The sequence below is a fragment of the Chryseobacterium sp. genome (assembly GCF_019236175.1).
Taxonomy (GTDB): domain Bacteria; phylum Bacteroidota; class Bacteroidia; order Flavobacteriales; family Weeksellaceae; genus Chryseobacterium.
This window is the reverse complement of the sequence record NZ_JAFAJM010000001.1, coordinates 137,216-162,440: the sequence shown is the minus strand read 5'-3', so window position 1 is coordinate 162,440 and position 25,225 is coordinate 137,216. Positions and strand designations below refer to the sequence as shown.

The 25,225-nt window shown below is 37.5% G+C and carries 18 protein-coding genes; 4 read left to right on the top strand and 14 right to left on the bottom strand.

Going from position 1 to position 25,225, the window contains the following annotated elements; genetic code table 11:
- The first annotated feature begins 45 nt into the window (after positions 1 to 45).
- Positions 46 to 1,017 carry a hypothetical protein gene (locus JO178_RS00685; RefSeq protein ID WP_291930390.1) on the top strand — a complete coding sequence of 324 codons (972 nt, stop codon included), beginning with the start codon at positions 46 to 48 and terminating at the stop codon, positions 1,015 to 1,017.
- Between the two features lie 74 nt (positions 1,018 to 1,091).
- Positions 1,092 to 3,812, top strand: coding sequence for a hypothetical protein (locus tag JO178_RS00680; protein WP_291930388.1), 2,721 nt, complete (start codon positions 1,092 to 1,094; stop codon positions 3,810 to 3,812).
- 64 nt (positions 3,813 to 3,876) lie between these two features.
- Here JO178_RS00680 and JO178_RS00675 read toward each other — a convergent pair whose 3' ends face one another.
- From JO178_RS00675 to JO178_RS00625, 11 genes are all read right to left on the bottom strand, one after another.
- Positions 3,877 to 6,138 (bottom strand): reprolysin-like metallopeptidase, encoded by a 2,262-nt coding sequence (locus JO178_RS00675; protein ID WP_291930386.1) that lies wholly within the window; start codon positions 6,136 to 6,138, stop codon positions 3,877 to 3,879.
- A gap of 162 nt (positions 6,139 to 6,300) precedes the next feature.
- The gene (locus tag JO178_RS00670) at positions 6,301 to 6,795 is read right to left on the bottom strand and encodes a low affinity iron permease family protein (protein WP_291930383.1); all 495 of its coding nucleotides are present in this window, start codon (positions 6,793 to 6,795) and stop codon (positions 6,301 to 6,303) included.
- 97 nt (positions 6,796 to 6,892) lie between these two features.
- On the bottom strand, positions 6,893 to 8,074 hold the full coding sequence (locus JO178_RS00665) for a PepSY-associated TM helix domain-containing protein (protein ID WP_291930381.1): 1,182 nt from the start codon (positions 8,072 to 8,074) through the stop codon (positions 6,893 to 6,895).
- Between the two features lie 107 nt (positions 8,075 to 8,181).
- Positions 8,182 to 8,799, bottom strand: a complete 618-nt coding sequence (locus JO178_RS00660; protein WP_291930379.1) for a hypothetical protein — start codon at positions 8,797 to 8,799, stop codon at positions 8,182 to 8,184.
- An 18-nt stretch (positions 8,800 to 8,817) separates the two neighbouring features.
- A complete protein-coding gene (locus tag JO178_RS00655; RefSeq protein ID WP_291930377.1) occupies positions 8,818 to 10,995 on the bottom strand; it encodes a TonB-dependent siderophore receptor in 2,178 nt (725 codons plus the stop codon).
- A 287-nt stretch (positions 10,996 to 11,282) separates the two neighbouring features.
- Positions 11,283 to 11,588: a 30S ribosomal protein S10 gene (rpsJ, locus tag JO178_RS00650; RefSeq protein WP_002661363.1), complete on the bottom strand. Its 306-nt coding sequence runs from the start codon at positions 11,586 to 11,588 to the stop codon at positions 11,283 to 11,285.
- A 16-nt stretch (positions 11,589 to 11,604) separates the two neighbouring features.
- Positions 11,605 to 13,722, bottom strand: a complete 2,118-nt coding sequence (gene fusA, locus JO178_RS00645; protein ID WP_185288808.1) for an elongation factor G — start codon at positions 13,720 to 13,722, stop codon at positions 11,605 to 11,607.
- 6 nt (positions 13,723 to 13,728) lie between these two features.
- Complete coding sequence (rpsG, locus tag JO178_RS00640) at positions 13,729 to 14,205, bottom strand: 30S ribosomal protein S7 (RefSeq protein ID WP_027371737.1); 477 nt, start codon at positions 14,203 to 14,205, stop codon at positions 13,729 to 13,731.
- A gap of 23 nt (positions 14,206 to 14,228) precedes the next feature.
- The gene (rpsL, locus tag JO178_RS00635) at positions 14,229 to 14,642 is read right to left on the bottom strand and encodes a 30S ribosomal protein S12 (RefSeq protein ID WP_002983146.1); all 414 of its coding nucleotides are present in this window, start codon (positions 14,640 to 14,642) and stop codon (positions 14,229 to 14,231) included.
- Between the two features lie 171 nt (positions 14,643 to 14,813).
- Positions 14,814 to 15,773, bottom strand: a complete 960-nt coding sequence (locus tag JO178_RS00630) for a sulfatase-like hydrolase/transferase (protein WP_291930370.1) — start codon at positions 15,771 to 15,773, stop codon at positions 14,814 to 14,816.
- A gap of 128 nt (positions 15,774 to 15,901) precedes the next feature.
- Positions 15,902 to 17,488, bottom strand: coding sequence for a hypothetical protein (locus JO178_RS00625; RefSeq protein WP_291930368.1), 1,587 nt, complete (start codon positions 17,486 to 17,488; stop codon positions 15,902 to 15,904).
- A gap of 201 nt (positions 17,489 to 17,689) precedes the next feature.
- On the opposite strand from JO178_RS00625, the gene JO178_RS00620 reads away from it, so the two are divergent.
- Both JO178_RS00620 and pncB read left to right on the top strand, forming a co-directional pair.
- Positions 17,690 to 18,166: a Dps family protein gene (locus JO178_RS00620; protein WP_101238460.1), complete on the top strand. Its 477-nt coding sequence runs from the start codon at positions 17,690 to 17,692 to the stop codon at positions 18,164 to 18,166.
- A 96-nt stretch (positions 18,167 to 18,262) separates the two neighbouring features.
- Positions 18,263 to 19,441 carry a nicotinate phosphoribosyltransferase gene (gene pncB / locus JO178_RS00615; protein ID WP_291930363.1) on the top strand — a complete coding sequence of 393 codons (1,179 nt, stop codon included), beginning with the start codon at positions 18,263 to 18,265 and terminating at the stop codon, positions 19,439 to 19,441.
- A 171-nt stretch (positions 19,442 to 19,612) separates the two neighbouring features.
- Here the strand turns inward: pncB and JO178_RS00610 are convergent, their stop codons facing one another.
- From JO178_RS00610 to JO178_RS00600, 3 genes are read right to left on the bottom strand one after another with little or no spacing between them, the layout of a single operon-like run.
- Positions 19,613 to 22,711 carry a CusA/CzcA family heavy metal efflux RND transporter gene (locus JO178_RS00610; RefSeq protein WP_291930361.1) on the bottom strand — a complete coding sequence of 1,033 codons (3,099 nt, stop codon included), beginning with the start codon at positions 22,709 to 22,711 and terminating at the stop codon, positions 19,613 to 19,615.
- Positions 22,711 to 23,826: an efflux RND transporter periplasmic adaptor subunit gene (locus JO178_RS00605; RefSeq protein ID WP_291930359.1), complete on the bottom strand. Its 1,116-nt coding sequence runs from the start codon at positions 23,824 to 23,826 to the stop codon at positions 22,711 to 22,713. Before JO178_RS00605 ends, JO178_RS00610 begins: the two co-directional genes overlap by 1 nt.
- 3 nt (positions 23,827 to 23,829) lie before the next feature.
- Entirely contained in the window at positions 23,830 to 25,032 is a 1,203-nt protein-coding gene (locus JO178_RS00600; protein WP_291930356.1) for a TolC family protein, read from the bottom strand.
- Between the last annotated feature and the right edge of the window lie 193 nt (positions 25,033 to 25,225).

Below are 25,225 nucleotides of genomic sequence, written 5' to 3'. Positions count from 1 at the left end.
TATAAATATCTTTATTTTTGAAGAATTAATTATGTACACTACAGTATGAAACTACTAAAGATTTTAGGGGTTTTATTGTTTATTACTTCCTGCAGTAAAAAAGAAGATCATCCTTATACATTCTATTACTGGAAAACCAACCTGAAGCTTACCCGGGAGGAGAAGAAAACATTAGACCAGGCTAGCGTACCTTATTTGTATACCCGATTTTTTGACGTGGATAAAGCTGATGACAAATTTCAGCCGGTGGCTGTTATTACCAGAGACAAAAGTTTTGAGACCAGTAAACAGATTATTCCTACGGTTTTTATTACCAATCAGACTTTATTGAATATAAATCCGGAAGAGATTAAGTTTCTTGCCAAAAGTATTCATCATCTGCTTCAAAAGAAAATTAATGAATACCATTTTAAAACCAATAATGAGATTCAGATTGACTGTGACTGGACCGCCGGTACGCGGGATGATTATTTTAAATTCCTGAAAGAGCTGAAAAGAGTTTCCGGAAAAAACATCACCTGTACTCTGCGGCTTCATCAGGTTAAAGATAAAAAACAAACGGGCATTCCACCGGTAGAAAAAGTATATCTTATGTGCTACTCCACTTCTTCTCCATTGGAAAAATCGGATAAAAATTCAATACTGGACATCAGTGTACTGAAAAACTATCTTTCAAAAATGGAAGACTATCCTGTCAAAAATATTGCAGTGGCACTGCCTATCTATTCCTGGGGAATTGTTACCAATCATCTGGAAAAGCATAAACTAATCAATGCCTTGTCTGAAAAAGATCTTGACAATCCCAATTTTAAAAAGATTTCAAAAAACGAAGCTGAAATCATGAAAGACGGATTTTACTTTGGCAATTACCTCAATAAAGGTTTCACGATAAAAACAGAAGAAATCTCAGAGGAACAGCTCGAAGAAGTCACTCATTTTCTTGAGAAAAAAATCCCGCATTTTAATATTATTTATTATCAATTAGATAGTAAATTTGTATCGGGCCGAAAATTTTAAACCATCGCAGATCGTGTAATCTCTGCAGGAATTTAATTATTACCCATTTAAAAATTTAAAAACACCATTTCCATATGAAAAAGTATATTCTTTCACTTGCAGTCGCATCCCTTTTTTATACGAAATCCGATGCCTGTGCCTGGTCTGATCCGGATTATGAATATTTTAATCTTTTCACTCAGAGCATCATCAAGGATAAGTCTTATCTCCCTTTTCTACATAGTTATTCAACCAGGTTTTACACCGGATATAAAGCTTCTTTAATTCCTGATGATAATCTTGAAGCCTGGAAAAAGTACTTTAATGGCCAGCTCAGTCAGGCAGATGCTTATGATCTTGTCTACAAAATGAGTATGAGCGATCTGAATGCACTCAAGACCGGAACAACGTCCAATCCGGTCTTACAAAAACTGGGTTCCGGATTTTACCAAAAGTACCGTGAGGGAATTGATTATTTAATTGAGGCCAAGTACCTGGAACCTTACATGAGCATTAATTATGTTGAAAGTGAAAATTCATTTTATTATGACAGGAATGAGAATAGAAAAAATGCCACTGCACTTGATTATCATAAAACAATTGCAGCATTAACATCTTTATATAATGCAGCCAGAAATCCTGAAATCAAACAACGTTACGGATATCAACTGGTGCGTCTTAACCACTATACAAGAAATTACGATTCTGCTGTACAGGCATTTAAAACTTATATAGAACCCATCAAACTGAAAGGGGCTGTTTATTTTATGGCACTGGACCAGCTGGCCGGCGCCCAGAGAGGACTGGATATGAAAAGTGATGCCAACTGGAATTTCTTCCAGGTCTTTATGAACAGCAGGGATCGTAAGGAGTCTGCTTTTGTATCGATGCAGCTTTCGGATACTGCTTCTTTCAGTAATATTATGAAAAGAGCGAATACGAATGAAGAAAAAAACATGGCGTATTTCCTTTTGGGATATCAGGATTTCAATAACCCCATTCCGGTCATGGAGAAAATGTATGACATCAATCCTGATTCCGAAATGCTGAAAGTAATGGCAGTAAGAAGCATCAATGAACTGGAAAGAAGTTACCTTCCTATTTATTATTATACTTCAGAAGCAGCGGCTAACAATCCGTCAGCTCAAAAGGCAACACAGGATACCCATTCTTCAAAAGGAACACAGGCAACAACAGAAATAAAAGAGGAAAAACTTTCTTTTTGGCAAAAAATCGTAAGGTTCTTTAAAAATCTTTTCGGGGGCTCAACCTCTGACAAGACCGCTGAAGGAGCTAAAGCCGATCAAAGTGATGATGAATTATTCAGCAATCCGGACAGAATTCCGTTCTATAACAGAAACGCTTATTATTACGATGATAAGACACAGGATTATCTGGATGATCTGGAAAAATTCACCGAAAAAACAATGGATAAGTCTAAGGATGAATACTGGAAAATCGCGAATGCTTATCTTAAATTTTTGAAAAAAGATTATAAAGGCAGTACGGAAATTCTGAACGATATCAAAACGACCAATCCTGAATATCTGGAAGAAATCAAAAGAATGAAAGTTCTTAATGATATTGTTTCCCAGCCTAAAATAGACGCCGCTTACGAAGATCATCTGATGAAGGATTATCCTGAATATTTCATGGAAAAACAGGTAAAAAAAGATACAGCCACTACTGATAATTTTGATTATTATGGCGAAGTACCTTCTACTGCAGACTTCCTTAAAGATGTTCTGGCGAACCGTTATTTCCTCCAGGGGGAAGACGGAAAATCATTCCTGATGAATAATAAGCTTTCCGATCTTCAGTACAATCCGAACTCAAGCCTTGTAAAAAGTGTTGAAGATTTCTACAGAAAACCAGACAAAACCAAATTTGAACAGCAAATCATTGCTAAAAATCTTGACAACGTAGGAAATATTGATGCATTTTTCAGTACCATTTACGGTGACAGAGCGATGAGACAGGCAGACTTCGAAAAGGCAAAATCTTATTATCAAAAGGCACAAAACTTCGCAGGAATCCCAAGACTGAATTATGAATGGACTGAAAAGGACGGGCAAAAGATCACTTCCAAGCAATACGAGACTAAAGAATATAACGGGTTCAACAATATTTCCGATCTTGTTTTCGGACATAATGTATGGGAAAGTTTTCAGAGCTCAGACAACGAAAGCATGAAGCCTGAAAATCTGTCTGACTTCCCGTTCATTAAAACGAATATGAACAAACTTGAACTGGCCGATATTCTGATCCAGCTCAAGAAAATCGGAAACGGAACTGATCAAAAAGCAGCAAAAGCGAATCAGCTTATCGGAAATTTACTTTACAACACTTCTATCTTAGGATATTACAGACAGCTATTCGTTATGGATATCGACAATAGCAATGGCGGAAAATACAACTTCTGGAATACAGACCGAAAAAACCCATACAAGTATTATTACAAGAACTTCCTGGATACAACATATATTGAACCGGATAATTTTGACCTGTCGATTAACTATTATCAAAAGGCGCTTACACTTTCCGGCAATAAGGAAGATAAAGCCAGAATTCTTTTCCAGATGGCAAGTGCCGAACAAGGAAAATATTATCAGTACGAAACCAAAAACCAACTGACTTACGATTATAACGATCCGAAATGGTCTGAAAAAGAAGAGGCTCATCAAAAGGAACTGAACCAGATAAGAAACCAGAAATACAGAACCTACTTTGCCCAGCTGAAAACTCAATATTCGGATACCGAAACAGCAAAGAACCTGATGGGAAGCTGTACCTATTTTAATTACTTCATGAGATAATATCATCCATAAAAAAACCTCTGAATCCTATCAGAGGTTTTTTATTTTTATTATTTGATAAACCTTACTTTTTAACAAACTTTGTTTTAATGTTTTCTCCATTATTATTAATAGTAATGAAATAAATTCCTTTCACCAAATTGTTCACTGTAATTGTACCGTCACCGATTGTTCCTTTCGAAATCAGTTGCCCCGGAGCATTAAAAATTTCATAAGATGAATTGGGAGAGGCATTAACCACATTCAGCAAATCATCTACAGGATTAGGATATATCTGAACCGTTTTTATACGTCCGGATTCAGATACTGCCAACGTTCCCGCCACCGTGGTCTTATTTACAGCATAGAAAACATTTCCTATTGCGGATACCCTCACATGAATCGTCTTTCCTGCTAAGGCAGCAGGAATGAAAACACTTGCAGTTCCGGTATTGGGTACAGATGCCGCCAGATTGTACCAAGTGGTTCCGTTATCGTCCGTATAATCAATTTTCACATCAGATACATTATAAGGTGCAGTATTCGTTCCGGAAACAGCCCATGTAATGTCCGAGTTTCTGTCAGAGGTAAGAGAAGGAACATTCACCGTAAACGGAGCCGCAGATCCTACAACAATTGTTTGGGTAGCATAAGCAGACTGAGATTGTCCCGGTCTGTTATCTCTTACCGTTACTCTAAAATTGGTCGTTCTTGCCACGGTACTTGCCGCTTCAAAATCATCAGTGTTTTTGACAGAGCCATCCAAAACGGTGGAAAGCTTAGGGAAATATCTTGTAGGACTTGTAGTGGGAGCCCAGGATCTGAAACTTGCCCCTGAAGTTGTATTTCCGATATTGAATTTGGTAATACCACCATATAAACTGCTAGGATTCATCTGTTCCCATGAATAGGTCAGAATATCTCCATCCGGATCCGTTGCATTGGCTGTCAAAACAAATGCGGTACTTTTCGGAATGGTATATGTAGTGGACATTGCTGCTACCACAGGAGGATTATTACTGATTGTTGTAATGGTTCCGCAATTGGCTCTTGCTCCAGTGAGAAGATTCGCCTGCACCTGATCAATACTTACGGAATGAAAGAAGAGCTCAGAGTGTTTCTGGACATCGGTAGATGCTCCTGTAATTCCTGCATACCCCATGATTGTAGATCCCGAACCCGGTTCTACTTTTGTAGTTGTTGCCGCATCATCATTATAGCTGTAGGTATGTGTATCTCCGAGCTGATGCCCCATTTCATGGGCTACGAAATCAATATCAAAACCATCTCCGCTTGGAGGCAGCTGTGCCGTGCTTTGAGAATTCCAGCTTCCGCCGGCATAATAATCTACTCCGGGAGATGTAATCCCTGAACCTTTATAACTAAAATTGGCTCCGCCGCCCACACTTAAACTATTATTGCAGACACAACCGATACAGCCTGCATTTCCTCCTCCACCACTCGCTCCGAACAAGTGACCGATATCAAAATCAGCATCTGTAGTTCCGTATCCTCCATGCAATGTATTCATCAGCTCGGTATTCCAGGATGATGGCGGAGAATAGAGACTGGTGACCAGGCTATAAGGATCGTGGTCAGGATCTGTAAAAATAAGCTCCGTATTATTGATCATATTGACATGAACATTGAATTCCTGTTCAAAAACACCATTCACTCTCGTCAGCGTGGCATTAATCTGAGTCAGCGCTCCCTGAAGTCCTCCAAAAAACTGTGTATATTCTCCTGTGGTAGAAAGGGCAAGCCTTAAAGTCTGGAACCTCTGATTTCCACTTCTTCTGGTAAAGGCTGTTCTGTCTGAATAGTTCTGCATTTCCTTCATTTGATCTACAGCATCTTTTCCTTCATGGGTACTGCAGACAAAAGCATGGCCGTTTCGGCTGGTCTTCCCGTGTACCCGGTATTGTCCTTTATCACCGGCGACAGATTCAATAAATTCATATTTACCTTCACTGCCGATAATCATGGATTGAAAATCATTAGGAGCCACACTGAATCTGATATATTTTGAGGGATCATCAATACCCGCACCAACATAAGATCCCAGCTCATACTGCTTTGCCAGGGTTTCATCCATTACCGGAAAACTGCTTACTGCAAACCGTTCCACTTTTCCGTCCAGTGTAGGAATTCTGATTGTAATTGCAGAGCCTTCGCCCACTTTTGAAGTCCTTAGCAGCTGCGTTCTCATCTGGTCAATATCAAGTCTGTAATAGACCGCATGATCATTTTTCTTTCCGGTGTCCCTTTTGGGCAAAGTCTTACTCCATTGTGCATTGAGTATTGCCGGTAACAATACCAATGGCAAACCTAATAATTTTATTTTCATATTGATATATTCTGTATAACAAAATTACACTTCCACCGAACCAAATCAACTGAAAACGGCAAAATTGTTATTATTTTACTTAAAACCCTCTTAAAAATATGTGATTAATTAAAATTTTAAACGTATAAATTTATTTTAAAGAAAAATTTTAAATAAAAAAGCTTATTCATTTTTCTGTCCCTGTTTTTGTAACCACTCTTCATGTTTTCTTTTGAAAAATTCATGTTTATAATCCTGATTTCGCTGGGCTGCATCAATGGAATGCGAAGTATGAATATCCGCATCTTTTTTAGCAAACTGAGCCAGATTCTCATAATAACAATGAAGCTGATCCAGTTCCTTCTCCGTTAAGTCTTCAATATCCACCATTCTGTTGCTCGCTTTTTCATGAGCTGCCAAGAGCTCATTCAATTTAATTTGAATAGCCTTTGAATCTTTATTCTGTGCTTTCTGAATGAGAAATACCATTAAAAAAGTAATAATGGTAGTTCCTGTATTGATCACCAGCTGCCATGTTTCCGAATAATGAAAGAATGGCCCGGTGACTGCCCAAATGATCACAATAAGCATAGCTCCGATAAAAGCGGTCTGACTTCCCGTAAATTTTACTGCCCAGTTTGAAAATTTCTCAAATAAATTATGATTTTTATTTCCCATGCGTAAGTTATTTTATCTATTAAATTTATAAAATTAACATGAGCTGAGGATTAATAAAATCTGATTTTCAAATGAGATATGGTATCTTTTACTATTTCTACTTCATTTTCTTCAATCTGTGCCACCAGATCAAAAAGCCCGTAACCGGCAGCGAACATCCGGCAAGAGAAACCAGGAAATATACAATAATACTCGGCAACCCCATGATCTCTCCGGTATGTAAAGGTTTTGCCAGCGCTGTGAACTGTTTATAGAGAGGTTTATCAGAGAATAATTCTTTTGTTTTAAAAGCTCCGGTCTTATCAAAAGTTACTTCATCCGGAAGCATCATTCCCAACAGATTTTGTGTGTTTGTTTTAATCACCACATATCGCGGATTGTCTTTATTGGGAAACTCAATACCGGTTATTGCAGAATAGGGCAATTGCTGATCTGCAAGCTGTAGAATTGTATTGATTGAAGCTGAATTTTTTAGATTTTTCTTTTCATCCTGTTTTTTCAGCATATCTTCCATCAGTCCTCCGAAAGCATCCTCTTCATTATCTCCGGAAATAGTATTGATTGAACTCCCTCCCAAACTCAGAATAAGACTATTCTTAACCCAGGGATAGGTAACATATAATCCTGTAACCGCAATAAAGAAAAGGATCAGAAAGACATAGAATCCAAGTGTATTATGAAGGTCATAATTGAATCTCTGAAACTTCGCCTTCAGCATGATGGTAAGTCCCTGCTTCAGGAACTTCATTTTTTTCGGAAGCCACAGAACAAACCCTGAAATCAGGAGGACACAAAATACCAATACCGATCCGCCCACAATCTGACGCCCGGCATTTCCCATCATCAGATTTCTGTGAATATCGAGAATTACATCAAAAAAACGGTTAGCTCCTATGTCGGCCTGCCCGAGAATTTCGCCGGTGTATTGGTTATAATAAGCGCTTTTATCCAGCAGATTTTCCCGATATCCTATTATGTAGCTTTTTGTTTTTTGATCAGAAATCAGTAAAGACGTAAGTTCTTTATTTTGTTGTGAAAGTTCTTTCCTGATCTGGTCCGGATTTTTAGCATTATCGGGTGATGAACTGATGTACACTTTGTCCCTGTTTGTAAAATCGATCACCTGATTTTTGAATGCATATAAACATCCTGTAAGACACATCACAAAAACAATACCGCTCGACAGCAATCCCAACCAAAGATGAATAAGCCACATCAGGTATTTCGTGACCGATTCATTTTTTCTTCTTTTCCTGTAAAGGCTTTTAAATAATCTCATGGCTTATAACAAAAACATTAAGATGGTTGGGACATCTTAATGTTTTTAAATTAAAATTGATATGAAATGTGATTTTTAATGTGTAAAGAAACTAGAAAACAAGCGTGTTATTTTCTTCCTTTAAACTGAATATCTTTTACGATTTGTTCGAATTTTGTGAAATGTTCAGGAGTCAGTGCTTTCTGAATTACCGCTTTTCTCTGCCCGTCGAACTTTTCCCAATATTCTTTGGCTAAGTCATTATTTCCGTGGTACACATCATGTGCATCATTGAATGCTTTTTCAAATGCATCATTCGCAGCATTTACTACTTTGAATTCATCTTCCGAAAGTTGAGCTTCAACTTTAATCTTTTCCAGAAGAGCATTGTCATATCTTGGTCTTTTTCTGGAATTTTCGTCAACAAATTTGTTGAATTTCTCTATCTGCACTCCATCTAATACTTTTGCCATTTCAACTGATTGCTGTGCTCTCAGTTCTTCGTTTTTGATTCCCAGAGCTACGCGGTCCATATTTCCTCCCTGAGCTTTTGCTGCCTGGAAGTTCTGCTCCTGTAACTGCTGGTACTTCGTTGTGATCTCGTCAAAGCTTTTTTCCTGCTCAGGTTTAAGCTTTACTTCTGTTTTAAACTGATTGTAATCTATTCCTTTCTTTTTGTCGCCAGAACATGAAGCGAAAACAGCTCCAAGACTTATGGCAAGAAATAATACTTTAACGTTTTTCATATCTGATGATTTGTGTAATTAGAATTTATAGTTTACCTGTACTGCAAAGTTTCTTGGCTGAATCTGATCGATGTATCCGCCTCTGAAATAAGAATTATACCCCACTGCATTAAAAATGTTATTGAAGAAAGCGCGTACTCCCATACCGTTTTTAAATGAGTATCCTGCCTGAGCATCTACCGTTGTATAATTGGGCATATTAAACGGTTTCTCTCCTGGCTGTGTTCCATTCACATGACCGTTGTCAATAATGGCTTCCAGTTTATAATCATCTACAGGTCTTTGTCCTACATAATAAATTCCAGCTCCGATATCAAATCCGTTTAAAGTACCTGCATTAAATTTGTAATTAAGCCATGCGTTAGCAGTATGTTTCGGAGTGTTAATAGGTGCTGATCCGCTGACAAATGAAGGGCTGTCTTTATATTGAGCATCCACATAAGCCCAACCTGTCATCACCTGAAGGTTTGGAAGAATTTTTCCGATTAACTCTACTTCCATTCCTTTTCTTTTAAGTTCTCCTGCTAAGGCGTAAACCCCTAATCCCTGGCCGTTATTTCCTAGAACTTCATAAGACAGGTTATCTGTATTAATGTTGAAGAATGTCACATTAAATCTTAGTCTTTCGTTAAGCCAGTCGGATTTAATTCCCGCTTCCCATTGTTTTGTTGTAGAAGCACCTACCGTTCCCCCTCCTGCTAACGGATTATTAGAACTTCTTAGAGAAGTTGTACTGGTATAAGATCCGAACACATTCATGTTCTCGATTGGTGAGATCATAATCCCTAATGAAGGATTCCATGCATGATTGGTATCTTTATCCGAACCATTCAGGCTACTGTAGCGAATTCCCAGGTGAGCTTTGATGTATTTGTTGAATGTAATAACATCCTGAGCCATTAATCCTATTGTTGGATTTACGGCATTAACAGGCTGATTCTTACTCATCGTAAAATTATTTCTGTCCACGTTAGCCGGAAGGAAATTATTGATTTCTTCAAGAACGTTGATTCGGTCAACTTTTTTAGCGTCGTAAGATGTTGTTGTAACGTTGGATTCTTTCCAGTCGAAACCTACCTGGAAGGTATGTTTCATGAAACCTGTCATCACATCAGATCCGATAAAATCAAACTGGAATACTTTGTTTAAATCCTCTCTGTCCGATCTTGTTAAAGTACGGTCACGATATTCATTCGGGTTTTTACGATCAACCGGGGCAAGTGCAGCCCCTATAGTTTCAGACTGATAGGAAGAGCTCATAAACGCAGCTCTTAATTTTAAATTTTTAGTCAGCTTTCTTGTAGCTGTGGTAGAGAAATTGAATGTTTCAATTTTCGCATTGTCTGTTGAAAATCCAAGAAATTTTCTTCCCGGCATTTTATAAATTGCTTCCGTATCTCCTTTTGCAAGGTTAACAGTTCCTCTGTCCGGTGTGGTATTATTATGCATATAATCCATTTCAACAACGATTTCCGTTTTATCATCCGGACGGAAAGCAATGGATGGATTTACGTAGATACGATCTGTATTGACAAATCTTCTGAAACTATTACTGTTTTGATATGCTGCATTTAATCTGACTGCAATTTTTCCCTGTGGATCCAAAACTCTCTGAAAATCTACAGTAGGTCTGTAAAAGTCCCAGCTTCCATATCTGAAGCCAACATTCGTCTGATCAATAAACTTAGGAACCTTCGTTACCACATTGATGACTCCGCCGGCAGAACCTAATCCGTCTCCAATCCCCTGAGTTACGGCAGCAGATCCTTTGATTACCTGAATACTTTCAACACCCTGCATATCCGTCATCATTCCTGCAGTACGGAAATCAGAATCCATCTGTACTCCGTTTTTCAAAACAGGAACTCCTCTATATCCTCTGATAGACATACTTTCTCTGACTCCTCCATAACTACCGAACTGAGTTACCCCGGGTACATTCTTAGCAACATCTGTTACTGTAAGTCCGCCTAAGTCCTCAATTACTTTATAAGAAATCACAGAAATACTCTGGATCTGATCTCTGGTTTTCAAGGGCAGTCTTGTAATGGCTTCAAGACCTTCAGGTTGTTTTTTTCTGTCGCCAAACAGTTCCACTTCTTCAATTTTTTTATGTTTGATTGAATCGTTTGCTTTTTGTGCGTTGGCAAAAACCCCACCCAATAACAGCAGAGAAAAGGATACTACTTTATTCATCTGATAATTTTTTGCAAATTTATTATTTTTATTAATTCTAAATAAATTAATCAAACTGACATATGTCACCTGAAGAAGACTAATCAATATCGAATCATTAATCACAATTTAGAAAGAATCAAAATAAGCTAAAAGATACATCAGATGAATACTCATCTGCCCCCAAACCACCTTTATGATTATAAATAACAAAATTCAAAAAGATCATTTTTAATAGCCGAAAAGCAAAAAAAAAATCCGTCCCTTTTCAGGGACGGATTGTATAATCATTGCAAAGTATGCAGTTATCACACTTTAATTTCAACGTCTACACCGCTTGGTAACTCTAATTTCATTAGAGCATCAACCGTCTTAGAAGAAGAAGAGTAGATATCCATTAGTCTCTTGTGAGCTGAAAGTTGGAACTGCTCTCTTGCTTTCTTGTTTACGTGCGGAGATCTCAACACTGTGAAGATTCTCTTATTCGTAGGTAATGGAATAGGACCGTTTACAACAGCACCAGTAGCCTTTACCGTTTTTACGATTTTCTCAGCAGACTTGTCTACCAAGTTGTAATCGTAAGATTTTAGTTTTATTCTGATTCTTTGTGACATTTCTTTAATTTAAAAATTAACCTTTTGCTTTAGCTATGATTTCTTCAGCAACGTTTTGTGGAGTAGCTTGGTATTTCTCTAATTCCATAGAAGAAGTAGCTCTTCCTGATGAAAGTGTTCTTAGAGTTGTTACATATCCAAACATTTCAGAAAGTGGAACAGAACCTTTGATTACAACAGCTCCGTTTTTCTCTTCCTGACCACTGATTGTACCTCTTCTCTTGTTAAGGTCACCAATGATGTTACCCATATATTCTTCCGGAGTTACAACTTCCAGTTTCATAATAGGCTCCATAATTACTGGCTTAGCAGCACGTCCCGCTTCTTTAAATCCTAATTTAGCAGCCATTTCGAAAGAAAGAGCATCAGAATCCACCGCGTGGAAAGATCCATCTTTAAGAGTAACTTTAATACCTTCAACTTCGAAACCAGCCAATGGACCGTTCTTCATTGCAGCTTTAAATCCTTTTTCAATTGCAGGAACAAATTCTCTAGGAACGTTACCACCTTTGATCTCATTGATGAATTCTAAACCAACTTTACCTTCGTCTGCAGGTCCTAGTTCAAATACAATGTCAGCAAATTTACCCTTACCACCAGATTGTTTTTTGTAAACTTCTCTGTGTTGAGCAACTTTTGTTAAGTTTTCTTTGTACTCTACTTGAGGTTGTCCTTGGTTTACTTCAACCTTGAACTCTCTCTTCATACGGTCTACAATGATATCTAAGTGAAGCTCACCCATACCAGAGATGATCGTTTGTCCAGAAGCCTCGTCAGTTCTTACAGTAAACGTTGGATCTTCTTCAGCCAATTTAGCTAGAGCGTTACCCATTTTATCTTGGTCAGCTTTAGTTTTAGGCTCAACAGCGATACCGATTACCGGATCAGGGAAAACCATCGATTCAAGAACGATTGGGTTTTTCTCGTCACACATCGTATCACCAGTTTTGATAGACTTGAATCCTACCGCTGCACCAATATCACCAGCTTCAATATATTCTACCGGGTTTTGCTTGTTAGCGTGCATCTGATAGATTCTAGAGATTCTTTCTTTATCTCCTGAACGAGTGTTCAGGATATAAGAACCTGCATCTAGTCTTCCTGAATAAGCTCTGAAGAATGCCAATCTTCCCACGAATGGGTCAGTAGCAATCTTAAATGCTAATGCAGAGAAAGGCTCGTCTACAGACGGCTTTCTTGTAATTTCAGCGTCAGTTCTTGGATCAGTACCTTTGATATCATCTTTATCCAATGGAGAAGGCAGGTATTTACATACTGCATCCAACATAAACTGTACTCCTTTATTCTTGAATGAAGAACCACAAGTCATTGGGATAATAGATAAATCGATAGTAGCAGCTCTCAATGCAGCATTGATTTCTTCTTCTGTAATTGAATCCGGATCTTCAAAGAATTTCTCCATCAAAGTTTCGTCATACTCAGAAACAGCTTCTACTAATTTCTCTCTATATTCAAGAACTTCATCTTTCATGTCTTCAGGAATTGGAACTACCTCGAAAGTAGCACCTTGTCCAGCTTCATCCCAGATGATCGCTCTGTTTTTAATTAAGTCTACAACACCTTTAAAGTCTTCTTCAGCACCGATTGGTAAAACGATTGGAACTGCGTTAGATCCTAACATGTCTTTAACCTGGTTTACCACGTTAAGGAAGTCAGCACCTTGTCTGTCCATTTTGTTTACGAATCCCATTCTAGCAACTTTGTAGTTGTCAGCAAGTCTCCAGTTTGTTTCAGACTGAGGCTCTACTCCATCTACTGCTGAGAATAAGAATACTAATCCATCTAATACTCTCAAAGATCTGTTTACTTCTACAGTGAAGTCAACGTGTCCCGGTGTATCGATGATGTTGAAGTGGTAAGGTTTAGTATCTGCAAGAGGTTTTCCTTGATCTGTAGGAAAGTTCCAAGAACAAGTAGTTGCAGCAGAAGTAATAGTAATACCTCTTTCTGCTTCCTGCTCCATCCAGTCCATTGTAGAAGCACCATCGTGAACTTCTCCAATTTTGTGGTTTACCCCTGTATAGAATAAAATCCTTTCAGTAGTGGTAGTCTTACCCGCGTCAATGTGAGCAGCAATACCAATATTTCTTGTAAATTTAAGATCTCTACCCATTTCAGATTAGAATTTAAAGTGTGAAAACGCTTTGTTAGCTTCCGCCATTTTGTGAGTATCAGTTTTCTTTTTGAAAGCTGCACCTTCTTCTCTTGAAGCAGCTACAACTTCATTAGCTAATTTCAAAGCCATAGACTTATCATTTCTCTTTTTAGAGTAGCTAATTAACCATTTCATTGCCATAGAAATTTTTCTATCAGCTCTGATTGGCATAGGAATCTGGAAGTTAGCTCCACCTACTCTTCTAGAACGTACTTCTACGTGAGGCATAACGTTTGTTAATGCATCTTTCCAGATTTCAAGGGCTGTTTTCTCAGTTTCTCCTTTTTTAGTTTCTACGATATCTAATGCATCATAGAAAATTTTGAATGCGATAGACTTCTTACCGTCTAGCATTAAGTTGTTTACGAATCTCGTTACCAATTGATCATTAAACTTCGGATCTGGTAACAACGGTCTTTTTTTCGCTTTTGTCTTTCTCATTGCTTCTGTACCTTATTTAATGATTATTTTTTCTTTCCTTTTGCAGGCGCTGCAGCAGCTTGTCCTGGTTTAGGTCTCTTAGCTCCGTACTTAGATCTTCTCTGAGTTCTTCCATTTACACCAGCTGTGTCTAATGCACCTCTTACGATGTGGTAACGTACTCCCGGTAGGTCTTTCACCCTTCCGCCTCTAACCAATACTATCGAGTGCTCTTGAAGATTATGTCCTTCGCCCGGGATATAGGCGTTAACTTCTTTACCGTTTGAAAGTCTTACCCTTGCTACTTTTCTAAGTGCAGAGTTAGGTTTCTTAGGTGTAGTAGTATATACTCTCGTACATACTCCACGTCTTTGTGGACAAGAATCAAGGGCAGCCGATTTGCTCTTCTTGGCAAGCGTGGCTCTTCCTTTTCTTACTAATTGTTGAATAGTAGGCATTTAATTGCTTTTTATTTTAGGCTGCAAAAATAGTAATATTTTTTTAATTGACAAGCAGTTATGCATTTTATTTCTTTCAAAAAACTTTCACCTCTTTTCCCGAAGTGGCTCAAAACCTGCATCCTTTTTAGATTATTGAATCTTTTTTTAATCAGAAGATTAGCTGGAAAATTATTTAAAGGCATCCTTTATTACTTTTCCTTTCATATATTGTTTAGGAACACCCAAAAGTTCTGCCATTGTACTTGCAATATCAATTTGCTCATAATTTCCTGTGCTGATGGTAGTATTCTTTTTAAAATCAGGCCCCATCGCAAAGAACTCAATATGTCTACATCCTTCACAATCATCTCCATGATTTCTGAATCCACCTTTACTATCCAAATGTCTTCCATGGTCATTGGAAACAATTAAGGTAGTCTTATCTTTATAAGCAGGCAGAGACTGAATATAATCCCAGATCTCTTTAATAGAAGCATCTGTTGTCTTTATAGCCTGAATGTATTCTGCATACTTATTATCATGTCCGTATGAATCCACATCTTTAAGGTTGATCACAATCATATTAGGACTATATTTTTTCATGATTTCCTTCGTGTTGGTCATTGTAACTGCATCAGCTCTATATCCGGATCCATTTCCGCTTACCCCGCAATCTACACTTGGCTGATATTTTCCTTTCCAGTCTGTCAGTTTACAATCGTTCAACACTTCCAGTTTATCTTTAGAAGCAATAACCCATGCTTTTGTTTTATCTGCGCCTGTGAACTTCAGCCATTGTTGCATTACAGACGGATAGCCTGGTAATTCTGTTCCATCGTTAACGATATTTTCATAAACCCCTGAACACATCGCGCTATGTCCCGGGTTTGTGTTTGTAGTTCCGTTGTTTTTAAAATTACTGATAAAAACACCCTGGCTTAATAAACTTACTCTGTTCGGTATATTTTCTTTATTGGGTGCTTCCCAGGTTTCAGAGATACGAGGGCCGTCTACAACGAGAAGAACTACATTTTTAGTTTGGTATTTATTTTCAACTTTAGGATTTGTGACCACCTGTGCCTCCGAATCATTACTTCCGCACGAGAAAACGGATAATGATAAGATAAAATACAAGAAGATTTTTTTCATAGCTTTTTTACTTTTTTATAGATTTCGAGTGCAAAACTAGAAAAATGAAGGGTCAGGGTTTATTAATAAATCATTATGTATTTTTTAATAAATTTCAACAATTGGTGAATAAACTGAAACTGTGAAGATTATTCTATTATCGTAACCTCCACATTCTTGTTCCATTTAAAGTTTCGTACATTTTCTTTTAGCAAATGATGAATTGCGGGATCAATGGAGTAAATAAACAAATGGTCTTCACCCAATACAAAGTTTTTTCCTTTCACTTTCAGACAGGCGACTTTTTTCCAGTTTTTTGGCGTGTGCCCATCCAGCCATTCTTCGTATACAATAGCAAGCTGATAGTGGTTTTTAGCGGAGTATTCGGTTAAAAAATTTTCAAATTTCTGATCAGGTTTTTTGTTTTTCACTTTAAAGTATACGATTTCATTGGACCCTAATCCCATAAAATCAAGCAAATGAATGTGGGTAAAATAAGAAATTGCTCCAATATCATTAGCGACGACCCTGGAAGTATTATAGTATTTTTTTAAAAATCGGGCAGACTGTATCTGCTGGGAATATATGCTGGCGCTGCTTGCGGATACCAGCATATGTGCATAAATAAACTTATAAATCAGCAGAAATATGTTGACGGCTACCATAATACCTATTATCTTCTCTTTTTTAAACGCAATAAATGGTGTTGTAAAAAAAAATTTCAGCTTTGGTATAAGAACCATAGAAAAAGCTACTAAAAGATAAGCTTCATACCTGAAGACTCCCTTTATCTCACTAAATAAGCAATGAAGTAATAATGCAAGACTCCAAACGATAATCAGAAAATTACTGATAATTACTTTCTGAAAACCGAATCCTTTCCTGTAATCCTTATATAGTAAAAGAATACCGATTATTAAAGGGAACAGCCCAATCTTATAAAAGCTGACGTTAAAAACAATCTTCTTCAAAGCAATTTCAGCTACCTGCAAAAAAACATTTCCGGAAAAATCTATTAAGGTACCTTTCACCACTAATGAATTAGGAAAGAAATATCCGCTTCCGGCATAATTAAAGTATCCGAAAACCAAAATGGGGACAAAGCCGGCAACAAGCACGAATAATGCCTCTCGAAACTTTTTAATCCATAAAAAAACAAAAGCAAGAGATACAAAATAGAACATGGTTTCAAACCTTATCAGGCCTAAGAATAATATTGTCAGATAAAATCCATAAGTGGAAACCTTGTCTCTGCAACCACTGCTCCACCATTTTTGAAAAAAATAAATATTGACTGCAATGATGAGCATATGCAGTACATGCTCCATGCCTGAAACAATCTGCACATGTACTAAGGCAAAAAGAAGGGTAAAGAGGCAAGCCCATATGATATACCTGTCCCGGTTAAAAAACAAAGCATAGTATTGATTAAGATAAAAAACAAGTAATCCTGCGGCAATACAATTAAAAATCAAAGGGATAAGACTGTGATTTCCAAAAACAAAAATAAGAACGCTTACAACACATGTAAAAACCGGTGAGGACGATGATGATGAGAAACCGTATTCCGTTATTCCCCACACTCCGTGTTGAGCAAAATTTTTGGCAATGGCAAGATGTATGTAGGCATCATCCAAAATATAGGTAAAATAATTCTCAGTGGTAGACAGCATAATGAGGATGTAGACTAAACACATCCCAAAAAAAATGCCTGCTGTTATTAAAAAATTTCTCATCTTCTGCAATATTAATACTTCCAAACTATTTTAAAAAATTTTCTTATAGTTATCATCTATTAATAATGGGGACAGTTCGGCACAATATTTCCTAAATTTGTTATACACAAAAGATAATGATGAAATCACTATGAATCAATACGCGGTACGCAGCAGATAAAATGGTGAATACATATGACCTTAAATAATAAATATATACATATGAAAAACGCGAGTATTATCGGTCTTAAAGAAGCCGACTGCAAGAAGATAGCAGAAAAATTAAATGTACTTTTAGCCAACTACTCTGTATTTTATCAGAATACAAGAGGTTCTCACTGGAATATCAAAGGAGATCAGTTTTTCACCCTTCACCCGAAGTTTGAAGAATTATATAACAGCTTAGTATTAAAGATAGACGAAATTGCAGAAAGAATTCTGACTTTAGGAGCTACACCGGCACACAATTATTCAGACTATTTAAAAGTGGCCACCATCAAAGAAAGTAAAGAAGTAAGTGATGGCACTAAAAGTGTAGAACAAATCCTAAGTTCATTCAAAGTAGTACTTGATCTTCAGAGAGAGCTTTTAGACATTACCGATGAAGCAGGAGACGAAGGTACCAACTCTCAGATGAGCGACTACATCACGGAACAGGAGAAAGAAGTTTGGATGTACAATTCTTATCTTGGAAAATAACTCAATTAAAAGCATTGAAATATTTCAAAAAAATCGCCTTACATTTAGGCGATTTTTATTTTAATTTTTTATATTTGCGTTAAAATTACACATATTATGAATGACGTAAGACTGAACTCTATCCTAGATAATGATTTTTATAAAATAACCATGCAGAATGCGGTGGTAAAACTATTTCCAAGTTCAATTGTAAAATATGAATTTATCAACAGAGGCAAACATCACTTTCCGGAAGGATTTGACGCTGCATTAAGAGAAGCTGTTAATAAAATGGCAGAACTTAAACTTACTAAAGATGAGAAAAAGTTTATGGCCAGAACATGCCCTTATATTGATCTTCCTTACCTTGATTTTTTAGAAGGATACCACTATGATCCGTCTGAAGTGAAAATCCATCAGGAAGGAGGTGACCTTTCCGTAATAGTAGAAGGACTTTGGTACAGAACAATTCTTTGGGAAGTTCCGTTACTGGCCCTGATCAGTGAGTTACATTATGAAATGAATCATATGGAAAGAGATTCCAATGAAGTGGTTATGAGCAAAACCATTGAAAAAGCAGATTCATTAGGCAGACTTGGAGTAACTTTTGCAGAGTTTGGAACCCGGAGAAGACATTCTTATAAAGTACAGAATCTGGTGATGGAAGCTCTGACGAAGAACAAAAACTCTACATTTATCGGAAGTTCTAATGTTCATTTTGCTATGAAATACGGAGTTAAACCTATCGGAACGCACGCTCATGAATGGTTTATGTTCCACGCGGCAGAATATGGTTTCAAAATGGCTAATGAACTGGCATTGGAGCATTGGGTAGATGTATACAGAGGTGATCTTGGAGTAGCCTTATCTGACACGTATACCACAGATGTTTTTTTCCAGCAGTTTGATAAGAAATTTGCCAAACTTTTTGACGGCGTACGCCATGACAGTGGTGATGCACTCCAATTTGCCGATAAAACCATTGCACACTATCAAAAAAACGGCATCAATCCAATGTTTAAATATATTATTTTCTCCGATGCCCTGAACCTTGAAAAGGTAGAGGAAATCACCAATTACTGCAAAGGAAAAATTGGAATATCTTTTGGAATTGGGACCAACCTTACCAACGATGTAGGATTAAAACCTATGAATATTGTAATGAAACTGATCGGTGTACAAGCTCCCAATAAAGAATGGATTCCAACGGTAAAGCTTTCTGATGAACATGGTAAATACACCGGTGATCCAAAAATGATTGAATTAGCAAAAGAATTTTTAAGAATAAAAGATTAGCATTTCATATCGCTGATTTCATTCTGAAAACATGAATAAAAAAAAGAGATCTTTGCATAGGTAAAGATCTCTTTTTTGGATTATCCTTTATATTATAAGGTTTCAACAAAAAGGCCGGGATTCTCCTCAAAACCCCGGCCTTACTAATGAAATGAACAAAATATCGAGAAACTATACGGTCTCTCTGTGTTTTTTACGATAAGCGTAATAAAATACGATCGGTAATATGGTAAAGGATAACAACATACAGATGATCAATCCTCCTACAATCATAATCGCTAAAGGTTTTTGAATTTCGGAGCCCATCCCGTTGGACATTGCTGCCGGAAATAATCCCATAGATCCCATTAAGGCAATCATCACCACAGGACGGATTCTGCTTTTAACACCTTCTGCGATTGCCTTTTTAAGAGACATCCTGTTCTGAAGATTTTCTTTCATGACCCCGATCAGGACAATCCCGTCTATAGTAGCTACTCCAAAAAGGATAATAAAGCCTATTCCCGCAGAAATTCCGAAGATTGTTCCTGTAAACCAAAGTGATAAAAATCCTCCTATAAAAGCAAATGCCAGTGTAATGGAAGAAATCAGCGTATCTTTCACATTCCCGAAATTGAAATACAACAACATCAGAATAAGAACTAATGAAATTGGCACTACCATAGCAAGCTGCTTAGCGGCTCTTTCTTTACTTTCAAATTCTCCCGCCCAGGTCATTTTATGACTTTTCGGAAGTTGTACTTCTTTTTCTACTTTAGCTTTAGCTTCTTTAATAGTACTTCCCAAATCGCGGCCTTCAATATTAAAGCCTACCCCAATATACCGGCTGTTTCCCTCACGGTAGATGAAAGAAGGTCCCGTATGATAATCAATCGTTGCAATTTCTTTTAAAGGCACTTTTTTATTATCCTGAGTAGGAATCAGAATGTTCCCCATTTTTTCAGGAGTATCACGGTATTGCTTTTCGAATCTGAGCATGACGTCAAACATTCTTTCGTCTTCATAAAACTTGGTGGCGGCCTGCCCTCCGATAGTCATTTCAATCACCGCCTGTGCATCTGCTGTAGAAACTCCGTATTTTGCCATTTTCGCATCATGAAGCTGAATCCTAAGTTCAGGAAGTCCTATATTTTTAAAAACATTAACATCTGAAATTCCGGGAACGGTTCTGATAGAATTAGCGACCTTATTGGCATAATTTTCAAGTTCAAATAGATTATTTCCAAAAATCTTGATCACTAACGGAGCTTTCACTCCTGCTACATATTCCTCCACATTATCCTGTATCGGCTGGCTGAATCCAAAATTAATACCCGGATATTTTTCAAGAGAAACCCGCATCTCTTCCAGCAGTCCTTCTTTGGAAATCTTTTTCTTCCATTCACTTTCCGGTTTCAGCTGGATATTAAATTCAATATTAAAAAACCCTGTAGGATCGGTTCCGTCATTCGGACGACCGGTCTGTGTCATGACAAATTTGACTTCATCATATTTCATCAGGATCTCCTTCATTTCTTTGGTCAGCCTTACGGATTCATCCAGATTGACACTATTGGGCAGCGTAGCACGAATGTAGATCGCTCCTTCATTCAGTTTAGGTAAAAATTCCGAGCCGTAATTGGAGAATCTCCATCCACAAATTGCCAGTAAAGCAATAAAGCCTATGATAAACCCCTTTTTATAACGATCACTGAATTCATAAATTCTGTAGATATTTACTCTGAAGAATCTGGAAATAAAGTTTTCTTTTTCTTCAATATTTTTAGTCAGTAAAAGCTTACACATTGCAGGTACATACGTCAGACTCAGAATCAGCGATCCTAGCAGGGCGTATCCTAATGTAAATGCCAACGGGGAAAACATTTTCCCCTCCACTTTCTGGAAAGAGAAGATCGGCATCAGGGCCACGATAAGGATCAGCAGGGCAAAGAAAATATAACTTGCCACACTTCCTGCGCTTCTCTTAATGATTCCCAGCTTGGAAATTTTATTAAACCTTTTAAGTCCGATTTGCTTGGCTTTATGTTCGAGAGCAACAAAAACATGCTCTACGATAACCAGTGTCCCTTCCAGCAATAATCCGAAATCCAGTGCTCCCATAGAAATAAGATTGGCGGGAAGCCCCTGAATCTTCAGCATAATAATAGCAAAAAGGAACGCCAGCGGAATAACAGACGCAACAATAAAAGTCGTCCTCCAGTTATACAGGAAAATAAATACAATAATGGAAACCAGAATCACCCCTTCAATCAGGTTTTTGGAAACAGTATGAACGGTTGTATTCACCAGCTCCGTACGGTCAATGATCGGAACAATCTGAACATCGCCGGGAAGTTCTCCTCCATTCAGCTGTTCTATTCTTTCTTTCAGTTTCCCGATAACTTCACTTGGATTTTCGCCGCGAAGCATAATAATGATTCCTTCTACAACATCATTTTCTTTATTGTACCCTACCTGTCCTAATCTTGGCTTGGCAGAAACTTTAACTTCAGCCACATGCTTTACCAAAATAGGAGTAGAGCCTTTTACTTCAATTTTGATGTTTTCAATATCTTCCTTTTTCTCCAGAAGACCTATTCCCCTTACTACATAAGCCTGATCACCTTTTGCCACTACATCTCCGCCCACATTGATATTAGACTTTGAAACCGCCTCATAAACATCCAGCGGGGAAAGGTCATAGTTCTGTAATTCCGTGGGATTGATTTTGATCTCATAGGTTTTTTCTTCTCCTCCGAAACTCACTACGTCTGCGACACCGGGAACAGCCAGCAATTCTCTTTCAATCACCCAGTCCTGGATTGCTGTAACTTCTTTGATCGGCAACTTACTCTTGATAATATATCTGTAAATCTCACCGGTAGCTCCGGACGGAGGCTCAATACTGTATCCCGCACCATTGGGGAGATTGACATTCCCCAGTTTATTGGAAGCATATTGCTGGGCATAAAAGTCATTCACATGATCATCAAAAATCACCGTAACTACTGAAAGCCCAAATAAAGAAATAGATCGTACCGAAGTTTTATTCGGAATGGCATTCATTTCTTTGGAAATGGGAAGGGTAACAAATTTTTCTATTTCCTCAGCACTTCGTCCCGGCCATTGGGTAATTACCCTTACCCTTGTATTGGTAACATCGGGAAATGCTTCGATAGGGGTATGTATATAGGAATAGATTCCTCCGGCCAATAACAGGAATGTTCCCAGAAGAACAATCAATGAGTTCTTTAGAGAGAAGGAAACTATATTCTGTACAAATTTTCGCATTACTTTGTAGAATTATTTAATTGGTTTTTCAGGTTTTCGTAGATCAAAAGCCCGTTAGAAGCAATGACATTTTCACCTGGTTTCAAATTGCCTTCTATATAAATATGCTGACTGTTAGAAGCAACTTCTGTCACGGATCTGATTTCCAGCTCACAGTCTTTTTTGTACACCACTACATAACTCTGATTATTATCAAAAATCAATGCTTTTGCAGGAATAGCCAGTGCTGTTCTGTTTTGTGAATTAATCGGCAAAGTAACATCGGCTGACATTCCCGGTCTTAGTTTCATTCCGTTATTATCCATAATAATTTTTGCTTTTAATACCCTTTCATTTTCATTGAAAACCTGAGAAATCGTATTGATTTTCCCCGAGAAACTTTCATCCGGATAAGCCAGTGTCTTTACAACAACCGGCTGATCTACATAAACATTCCTCATATTGGTAGCATATACATTAGCCATTACCCAGACTTTATCCAGATTAGAAATTGTAAAAAGCTGATCTCCGCCGGCAGTAACCGGCATTCCTTTGGAAACATTTTTGGAAATCACATATCCGTCTGCGGGTGCCTTTATCTGAATTGTATTTCCTCCCGCCGAGTACAGCTGCATATTTTTTCTGGTCTTTGAAATATTAGACTGTAGTATGGCCACTTCAGATCTCGCTTCCTGTAAATCTTTTTGAGAGGCAATATCATCTTTATACATGGCTTCTACAGAAGCAAGTTTTCTTTTTGCGACCGCCAGCTGAGCCTGTAAAGTCTGTGTATCATCCTGCATTTCATTAACAGCCGTACTCTTTACACTAGCCAGAACCTGCCCTTTCTTCACATAATCACCTAAGGAAAAATAAGTATCTGTTACCACCCCGTCTACCAGACTGACAAAAGGAACTGTTTTATCTGAATTACTTTCCACTTCTCCTGTAAGAGTAATACTTTCTTCAATAGGCAGTACTTCAGCTTTAACCAGTTTAATATCTTTTTTAAGTTCTTTACTGATACAGTATCCTTTTAATACTTCATTATTTTCTTTTTTATCGGCACAACCCGTAAAAGCCAGCAACGCAGAAAGGTAAATTGCTGCAATGTATTTGGTAGTATTTCTGTTCATATCTTATAAATCTTGTCCTACAACATACTGCAGGTTTTCGTAATATTGATTAAGTTCCTTTTTGGTATCCAGAATGATCATCTTATTATTGATATAGGCATCTAAAAAATCCATATATTCTAACATGCTTATGTTTCTCAGTCTGAAATTCTTTTCATGACTTACTAATAAGCCATCCAGCGTAGATTCATAAGCACCATCAATTTCTCCGGAAACTTCCTGAGTTCTGATGTAATTTCTGAAAACAGAAACAATCTCATTCTCAGATTTCAGCATATTTTTCCGGGTTTCAATTTTCATTTTCTGAATCTCAAGCTTCGCTTCCTGAATATTTCCTTTATTGCGATCAAAAATGGGAAGATCAAAAGACACTCCCAGACCGATGAAATCTTTCATAATATTTCCGCCACGGTCATAGCCTAGAGAAACAGCTACATCCGGAGTCTTCATAGCGTTTTGAATTTCAAGATTTTTTTCAGCGTGTTTTTCTTTATTTTTAGCCATCAGGATATCCGGCCGGTTTTCTTTTGCTTTCTCCAGCCATTGCGTAAGCTCCAGTTCTGAAAGTTGTTTTTCCGGCATCGTAAACGGATCCGAGATAACCAGGTAGGACTGGGCCGGAATCATCAGCAAAGCTTTCAGTTCCACTTGTTGATCTTCAATTTCCTGTTTCAATGAAATCAGTTTTTTCTTGAATTCGATCTCTTGTGCTTTTAAGCGGACATACTCCGCTTTACTGATATTTCCTAGATTTAATTGGTTTTGATATGATTTTGTTAATTTCTCAATGGAAGCAATCTGTCCCTGATAAATTTTCTGTTGTTCCTGATTGTAAAGGATCTCGGTAATCGTATTTCTTAATGTCTTTTTAAGTTCACGAAATACTTCCTGTAGTTCGTATTTCTCTCCTTCTACTTCTATTTTCTGAAGCTCAACATTTTTTCTCCTTTTTCCTGCTGTCTGGATTACCTGTTCAATTTCTGCTGAAACCTGAGTATTCTTACCCCAGTTTCCGATGAGAGCAGGCTGTTCCTCAATATCATAGGTTCTCCATAAATTGATTTCATTAACGGTTAGCTTAGGATTAGGCCAGTATTTAGCCTGAACAGCACGTGCTTCTGCCTGAGAAATTTCTAGTTTTTGAGTAATAAGATCCAGGTTTTTAGCCAAAAAAACAGCTTCGGCTTCTTCTCTGGTAATTTTCACAGTATCGGAAATTTGGGCAGAAAAAAAACTGAAGCAATGAATATAAAATAGGGTAAATATAATTTTCTTCAAGGTCTCATATTTTAGGACCACAAAACTATTCTCTTAGTATTAGACCCAATTTCGAATAAAATTAAAATTCGATTAGTCCAACATTAGAGTTTGATTAGAATCAGGGTCTAAAGCTGAATTT

What these genes read in the sequence shown, in the direction of transcription:
- rpsG (WP_027371737.1), bottom strand. Translation starts at nt 14,205, where the DNA reads ATGAGAAAGACAAAAGCGAAAAAAAGACCGTTGTTACCAGATCCGAAG.
- JO178_RS00685 (WP_291930390.1), top strand. Translation starts at nt 46, where the DNA reads ATGAAACTACTAAAGATTTTAGGGGTTTTATTGTTTATTACTTCCTGC.
- JO178_RS00660 (WP_291930379.1), bottom strand. Translation starts at nt 8,799, where the DNA reads ATGAAAAACGTTAAAGTATTATTTCTTGCCATAAGTCTTGGAGCTGTT.
- fusA (WP_185288808.1), bottom strand. Translation starts at nt 13,722, where the DNA reads ATGGGTAGAGATCTTAAATTTACAAGAAATATTGGTATTGCTGCTCAC.
- rpsJ (WP_002661363.1), bottom strand. Translation starts at nt 11,588, where the DNA reads ATGTCACAAAGAATCAGAATAAAACTAAAATCTTACGATTACAACTTG.
- rpsL (WP_002983146.1), bottom strand. Translation starts at nt 14,642, where the DNA reads ATGCCTACTATTCAACAATTAGTAAGAAAAGGAAGAGCCACGCTTGCC.
- JO178_RS00670 (WP_291930383.1), bottom strand. Translation starts at nt 6,795, where the DNA reads ATGGGAAATAAAAATCATAATTTATTTGAGAAATTTTCAAACTGGGCA.
- JO178_RS00655 (WP_291930377.1), bottom strand. Translation starts at nt 10,995, where the DNA reads ATGAATAAAGTAGTATCCTTTTCTCTGCTGTTATTGGGTGGGGTTTTT.
- pncB (WP_291930363.1), top strand. Translation starts at nt 18,263, where the DNA reads ATGAATGACGTAAGACTGAACTCTATCCTAGATAATGATTTTTATAAA.
- JO178_RS00630 (WP_291930370.1), bottom strand. Translation starts at nt 15,773, where the DNA reads ATGAAAAAAATCTTCTTGTATTTTATCTTATCATTATCCGTTTTCTCG.
- JO178_RS00605 (WP_291930359.1), bottom strand. Translation starts at nt 23,826, where the DNA reads ATGAACAGAAATACTACCAAATACATTGCAGCAATTTACCTTTCTGCG.
- JO178_RS00680 (WP_291930388.1), top strand. Translation starts at nt 1,092, where the DNA reads ATGAAAAAGTATATTCTTTCACTTGCAGTCGCATCCCTTTTTTATACG.
- JO178_RS00620 (WP_101238460.1), top strand. Translation starts at nt 17,690, where the DNA reads ATGAAAAACGCGAGTATTATCGGTCTTAAAGAAGCCGACTGCAAGAAG.
- JO178_RS00625 (WP_291930368.1), bottom strand. Translation starts at nt 17,488, where the DNA reads ATGAGAAATTTTTTAATAACAGCAGGCATTTTTTTTGGGATGTGTTTA.
- JO178_RS00675 (WP_291930386.1), bottom strand. Translation starts at nt 6,138, where the DNA reads ATGAAAATAAAATTATTAGGTTTGCCATTGGTATTGTTACCGGCAATA.
- JO178_RS00665 (WP_291930381.1), bottom strand. Translation starts at nt 8,074, where the DNA reads ATGAGATTATTTAAAAGCCTTTACAGGAAAAGAAGAAAAAATGAATCG.
- JO178_RS00610 (WP_291930361.1), bottom strand. Translation starts at nt 22,711, where the DNA reads ATGCGAAAATTTGTACAGAATATAGTTTCCTTCTCTCTAAAGAACTCA.